Origin of the sequence: Massilia aurea (assembly GCF_014200505.1) — a bacterium.
Lineage (GTDB): Bacteria > Pseudomonadota > Gammaproteobacteria > Burkholderiales > Burkholderiaceae_D > Telluria > Telluria aurea_B.
Map to the genome: position 1 here is coordinate 1,007,032 of NZ_JACHBX010000002.1, position 6,345 is coordinate 1,013,376.

The 6,345-nt window shown below is 63.0% G+C and carries 5 protein-coding genes and 1 rRNA gene; 5 read left to right on the top strand and 1 reads right to left on the bottom strand.

The genetic code is table 11. From position 1 onward, the window contains the following. Nucleotides 1-41 precede the first annotated feature (41 nt). Complete coding sequence (locus HD842_RS13825; RefSeq protein ID WP_183555250.1) at nucleotides 42-1,556, bottom strand: B12-binding domain-containing radical SAM protein; 1,515 nt, start codon at nucleotides 1,554-1,556, stop codon at nucleotides 42-44. Nucleotides 1,557-1,695: 139 nt separating this feature from the next. Between HD842_RS13825 and HD842_RS13830 the strand changes: the two genes are divergently transcribed. The 5 genes from HD842_RS13830 to HD842_RS13850 all read left to right on the top strand — a co-directional run bounded on the left by HD842_RS13830 (nucleotide 1,696) and on the right by HD842_RS13850 (nucleotide 6,104). Beyond that, nucleotides 1,696-2,010 carry a YbjQ family protein gene (locus HD842_RS13830; protein ID WP_183555251.1) on the top strand — a complete coding sequence of 105 codons (315 nt, stop codon included), beginning with the start codon at nucleotides 1,696-1,698 and terminating at the stop codon, nucleotides 2,008-2,010. After that, a complete protein-coding gene (locus HD842_RS13835; protein ID WP_183555252.1) occupies nucleotides 2,010-2,474 on the top strand; it encodes a YbjQ family protein in 465 nt (154 codons plus the stop codon). Before HD842_RS13830 ends, HD842_RS13835 begins: the two co-directional genes overlap by 1 nt. After that, nucleotides 2,471-3,283 carry a M48 family metallopeptidase gene (locus tag HD842_RS13840; protein ID WP_183555253.1) on the top strand — a complete coding sequence of 271 codons (813 nt, stop codon included), beginning with the start codon at nucleotides 2,471-2,473 and terminating at the stop codon, nucleotides 3,281-3,283. The genes HD842_RS13835 and HD842_RS13840 overlap by 4 nt, the downstream gene beginning before the upstream one ends. Nucleotides 3,284-3,390: 107 nt before the next feature. Then, nucleotides 3,391-3,503, top strand: a 5S ribosomal RNA gene (gene rrf, locus HD842_RS13845). Nucleotides 3,504-3,692: 189 nt separating this feature from the next. After that, nucleotides 3,693-6,104, top strand: a complete 2,412-nt coding sequence (locus tag HD842_RS13850) for a penicillin acylase family protein (RefSeq protein ID WP_183555254.1) — start codon at nucleotides 3,693-3,695, stop codon at nucleotides 6,102-6,104. Nucleotides 6,105-6,345: the final 241 nt, after the last annotated feature.

The following is a 6,345-nucleotide window of genomic DNA, read 5'->3' on the forward strand; positions in this document are numbered from 1 at the left end:
AAAAGAGAATCGCGCCTGCTGCCACATTGTTGGTTGCGCGATCAGGCTGCGAGGTGGCGCGCCTGGCGTGACGGGGCCACCGCGCGCGCCGTATCCGGGACCGTGCCCGCGACCGCTTGCGGCGTGCGTGCCGGCGCATCGACCTTGCCGGCGTAGTCGCTGGCGAGCAGGCTGGCCGCTTCATGCGCCGCCATGCCGCGCACCTGCAGGTACTCGGCCACCAGCTTGGCCAGACGATCCAGCGCGATGCGGTGTGTCGCATCGGTGCGCGTGTAGATCCAGTCCGAAAACGCCATGAAGTTGTCGAATGGCGCCTCGCCCAGCAGCACCGGCGTGGTGTTGGCAAAGCGCCCCGAGTTGGCCACCAGATCCCAGTAGCGCGCAAAGCGCACCAGGCGCTGCATGGTCGCAAAGTCGATCTTGTCCGTCGCCAGCACGGTGTACGGCGGGTACGGGTCGTAGACCATACCGAAGGCTTCGGTGTGGCGGATGATCGGCGTGCCGCGCAGGCGCTTGAGGATGCCGAACTGGATTTCTTCGGCGCCCAGGCCCACCAGCTGGTCGAAGCCGCGCGCGAAGCTGGCCACGTCTTCGCCGGGCAGGCCGGCAATCAGGTCGACGTGCAGGTGGGCGGTGGCATGCTGCGTGAGCCAGCGGATGTTCTCGGCCGCCTTCTCGTTGTTCTGGCGGCGGCTCACGAGCGCCTGCACTTCGGGGTTGAAGCTCTGGATGCCGATCTCGAACTGCAGCGCGCCGGCCGGGAACTTGGCGATGGTGTCCTTCAGCGCATCGGGCAGGTGGTCGGGCACCAGCTCGAAGTGGGCGTAGATCGGGTCGTCCGGATACTGCGCGATTTTGTCGAGGAAGAAATCCATGATGCGCAGGCTCGTCTTGACGTTCAGGTTGAATGTACGGTCGACGAATTTAAACAGGCGCGCGCCGCGTACGTACATTGCTTCCATCTCGGCCAGGAAGGCGTCGAGCGGGAACGGCCAGGCGGTCTTGTCGAGCGACGACAAGCAGAACTCGCACTTGAATGGGCAGCCGCGTGAGGCTTCCACATACAGGGTGCGGTTGGCGATGTCGTCGTCGTTGTACAGCGCGTAGGGCAGGGCGATGGCGTCCATCGGCGGCTGCACGCCGGCGTGGATCTTCATCAAGGGCTTCGGGCCATTGAGGATCTCGCCGCACAGCTTGGGGAACGTGACGTCGCCCCAGCCGGTAATGACATAGTCGGCCAACCCGACGATCTCCTGCTCGCCGGTCTCGTGCGAGACTTCCGGGCCGCCCAGGATGATCTTCACGGCGGGTGCGACGCGCTTGAGCATCGCCACCAGGCGCGTGGTTTCTTCCACGTTCCAGATATACACGCCGAAGCCGACGATGCGCGGCGCGTGCGCCAGGATGCGCTCGACGAGGTCGGCGGTCTTGGCGCCGGTGACGAATTCCTGGATGCGGGTCTGGTCCTGCAGCGGGCCCATATTGGCCAGCAGGTAGCGCAGTCCGAGCGAGGCGTGCGTGTAGCGGGCATTCAGGGTGGTGAGCAGGATCGACATGGTGGCGGCAGGAGGAGGGGATTTGAAGGCGGTATTTTACTGTGATGCTGCAGTCATTCGCGCGACTATGCAGTTGACATTGCTTCTAATAAAGATCGGCGCCTACAATCGAAGACTCCTTCTTTAGAAAGTGCCTTCCATGTTCATGACCAATATCGAAACCGTTCCGGGCAAGACCATCACGGCGTGCCACGGCGTTGTCTCCGGCAGCTCGGTGCGCTCCAAGCACGTGGGCCGCGACATCATGGCGGGACTGAAGAACATGGTTGGCGGCGAGCTCAAGGGCTACACCGAGTTGCTGGAAGAATCGCGCGCGCAGGCCACCGAACGCATGCAGGCGCAAGCCACGCAGATGGGGGCGAACGCCGTCGTCAATGTGCGCTTCTCGACCTCGTCGGTGGCGGCCGGTGCCGCCGAGATCTATGTCTACGGCACTGCAGTGACGGTGGGCTGATGGACTTAATTTTCCTGATTGTCTTCTGGTCGGTGCCGATCGCACTTGGTTATGTGTTCGGACGCATGGCCGAATCCAGGCATTACCGCTCCATCATTGCCAGGGAAAAAACGTGGCTGCACTTGCCGGCCACGTCGCTCAAGACATTGCTTGGGTCTGGGCCGGTGGCGCGCACCGAGCTGGTCACGGGCAGCGTGGTGGTGGCCGTCGATCACTTCAAGAAGGCAGCCTCGGCGCTGCGCTCGCTGGTGGGTGGGCCGGTGCAGTCGTACGAGACATTGCTTGATCGCGCCAAGCGTGAAGCAGTGCTGCGCCTGAAGGAAAGCTGTCCGGGTGCCCACGAGATCGTCAACGTGCGCCTCGAAACGATGCCGCTCACCGGCAACCAGCGGCAGATCAATGGCGTCGAGGTACTGGCCTACGGCACCGCCATCTATTACGTGGAACAGAGCGCCGCACCATGAAGTACCAGGCGTCGCTGCCCGAACACAACGACAACGTCACGCCCGGCCATCCTCTGAAGGATTTCGTGCTGATCCTGGCCGCGCTGTCGGCGGCGGTGGTGGTCGGTTATCTGGTGCTGGGCTGGCTGGTCGATGTGGTGGTGGACCGCATGGGGCCGCAGACCGAGGCGCAGCTGACGCAGATGGTGGCATGGACGCCGCCCGCGAGCGAGCCGGCGATGCGCACGCGCGAAGCGTGGGCCCAGGAGCTGGTCGATGGCATGCGCCGCTGCGCTGGCGTCAGCGGGCCGGTCACGGTGCGCGTGAACCGCTCGGACACGCCCAATGCAATGGTGGCGCCGGGCGGCGTGGTGATCATGTTCTCGGCGCTGTTCGACAGCGTGCAATCCGAAAACGGGATGGCGTTCGTGCTGGCCCATGAGCTGTCGCATATGGCCAACCGCGATCATCTGCGCGCAGTTGGCCGGCGACTGGTGCTGATTGCCGCTGCCACCGTGCTCACGGGCGACGGTAGCGGGACGGCGGGCGTGCTGGCGCCGGCGCAGCATCTGGGTGAGTCGGGCTATTCGCGGGGCCGCGAAGCTGCCGCAGATGCGAAGGCACTGGCTATCCTGCAATGCCGCTATGGTCATGCTGGCGGCGCCACCGAATTGTTCACCACCTTGCAGCGTGAGGAGGGCAAGACACCGGCCGTGCTGCATTATCTGGCGTCGCATCCGTCGATGGCCGCGCGCATCGATGCCGTGCAGGTGGCAATGCGCCAGGCGGGCTTGCAGGCTGGCCCGGTGCAGGCGTTGCCGCGTTTTTGATGGGGTGTGCGATAAAGCTGGCGGTATCGGAAATTGCTTGTTAGAATGCGAGCCGGAATTCAGGAAGCCTGTTGCCCAGTAGAGGAACAGTTTTCCAGCAAGTTATGCCTGATGACCATAGCAAATCGGTCCCACCCCTTCCCATCCCGAACAGGACCGTGAAACGATTTTGCGACGATGATAGTGCTGCAACCAGTGTGAAAGTAGTTTATCGTCAGGCTAGTTATATAGAGAAAGCCCACCAGGTGTCTGGTGGGCTTTTTTGCTTTGGAGCGCCGCTTTTGTCGCGTCGATGCCGCACCAATGCGAGAGAAATAGCACGTTGGAACTATTTTAAGATTAAAGTATTGCATTAGTTTTACTTCGTTATGGTTCGATCGCGCGGCGCCCGCCGCAGAAAGCGTCCCTCATGCAACGTCGTCATCCTGCTGCGTACCGTCGCCTCCTTGCAATCTCACTCGTGCTGGCGCTGGGCGCCTGTGGTCGGGATCATGATGACGATCCGGCCGTTCAGCCGCCGCCCCCAGCCACCGCTGCCCGCATCAACGTCGACGTCGCCCGCACCGCGCATGGTGTGCCGCATGTGCGGGCCGACGACTTCCGCAGCCTCGGGTATGGATTGGCGTATGCCTATGCCCAGGACAATGTCTGCATGTTCGCCGATGCGGTGCTGACCGTACGCGGTGAGCGCTCGCTGTTCTTTGGCGCCGACGCGCGGCCACGCCAGCGTACCGGCGACGAGTATGGCGGCGGCAGCGGGTTCATGGACCTGAACAACGAGGACAGCGACTTCTTCTTCAAGGGCTACCTCGACATCGAGCAATTGCGTGCGGGGTATGCCAGCGGCGCGCGTGAGTCACGCGACCTGCTTGAAGGCTATGTCGAAGGCTATAACCGTTACCTGAAGGATGCGGGAAGCAAGTTGCCGGCGGCGTGTGCCAACACGAAATGGGTGCGCCCGATTTCGCTCGACGACATGATGCTGGTGGTGGCAGAAAAAGCGCTGCACGCATCGGGCCAGGCCTTTGCCCGCGACTTCGTTGCGGCTGGTCGGGTTCCCGGCGCACCCGTGACGCTGGCCAAGGCGGCACCACGCAAGATCGACGCGTCGTCGCTGGTCGCGCAGCTCGATCTGCTCAACCGGCAAGGTTTCGGCAGCAATGCGCTGGCGGTGGGCAAGGACTTGTCCGCCAATGGGCGCGGGCTATTGCTTGGCAACCCGCATTATCCGTGGACCACCACCGACCGCTTCTATCAGGCCCACCTGACCGTGCCGGGGCGCTACGATGCGATGGGCGTGATCATCGGCGGCGTGCCGGCCGTCGTCATCGGTTTCAACCGCGACGTGGCCTGGAGTCACACGGTCACGTTCGCCAATCACTTCACCACCTTCCGGCTGGCGCTGGATCCCGGCGACGCCACTGGCACCACCTATCTGTATGACGGGGCGCGGCGCACGATGACGTCGAAAACGGTGACGGTCGAGGCGCTGCTGCCCGACGGCCTGGTCGGCCGGCGCACCAAAACCTTTTATTTCAGCCACCAGGGCGCCGTCATCAGCCGGCCGGCGGCGGGCCTGACCTGGACAGCGCAGGCCGCGTATGTGCTGGCCGACCCCAACCGCAGCAATACCCGGATGCTCGAGCAGTGGCTGGGCATCGGCACCGCCACCAGTGTGCGCACGCTGAAGGCTTCACTCGACAAGGTGGTGGGGCTGCCATGGGTGAACACGGTGGCGGCTGACCGCGATGGCAATACGCTGTATGCGGACGCCAGTGTCGTGCCGCACATGAATGCGGACAAGTTCGTCAACGGTTGCCTTTTGCTGCAGGCGGCGCTGCTGTTCGACGGGTCAAAGAGCAGCTGCGGCTGGGGGCAGGATGTGGGCGCGCCGGCCGGCATTTACGCACCGGCGACGGCGCCGTGGATGATGCGCACCGATTACGTCGGCAATTCGAATGACAGTTACTGGCTGACCAATCCGAAGGCATTGCTCACTGGTCCGGCGCCGCTGGGCTATTCGCCGCTGTATGGGCGGGTGAACGCCGAGCAAAGTCTGCGCACGCGGATCGGGTTCCGCCAGGTCGAGGATATGCTGGCCCAGCGCAACAAGTTGACCCTCGCTGACATGCAGGCGCTGGCGTTCTCGAACCGCGTCTATGCGGCCGAGCTGGTGTTGCCCGAGTTGTTGACCGCCTGCAGTAGCGCGAGCAGCACGCTGATGCAGCAAGCCTGCACGACGCTGCAAGCGTGGGATCGGCGCGCCGATCTCGATAGCCGGGGCGCGGTGCTGTTCCGCGAATTCTGGGCAGTGGCGACAGCGATCCCGAACAAATGGGCACGGCCGTTCGATCCGGCGGATCCGGTCAATACGCCGGCCGGCGTGGCGCCGGCGGCTATGCCCGCCATGCTGGCGGCGCTCAGGACAGCGGCGGAAAAGCTGCAGTCGCTCGGGGTGCTACTCGATGGCCGCCTGGGTGACTACCAGGTCGAATCGCGCAATGGCGTGCGGATCCCACTGCATGGCGGCAACGGTAATCAGGAAGGTACGTATGGATCACTGACGATGCGCAGTGGCTTGACGGCACAAGGCTATGTCGGCGCGCACTGGGGCCAGAGCTATCTGCAGACCGTGACGTTCGACGAGCAGGGGCCGGTGGCGCAGGCGATGCTGACGTATGGGCAGTCGGTCGACCCGGCTTCGCCGTGGTATGCCGACCAGACGCTGCTGTATTCGCGCAAGAGCTGGCCAAGCCTTCCCTTCACGCAAGAGAAGATCAAGGCCGACCCGAACTACACGACCGTCACGCTGCGCGAGTAGCGAGGCAGTTCGGTGCAGACATCGCGCCAGATTTGTCACACAACTGAAAAATAAGCTGTTGACGAAGCTCAGCTGGTCGAGCATAATCTCATTCCTCTGCTGCAGCGAACAAAACGATTCGAAGCAAACGGCAGATGAAGCACCGAATAAAGTTCTTTAAAAATTAACAGTCGATAAGTGTGGGCGTTTGATGAAGGTGCCAAGAACTTCGGTTCTTGATTACTTAAATTATCAAATGTTC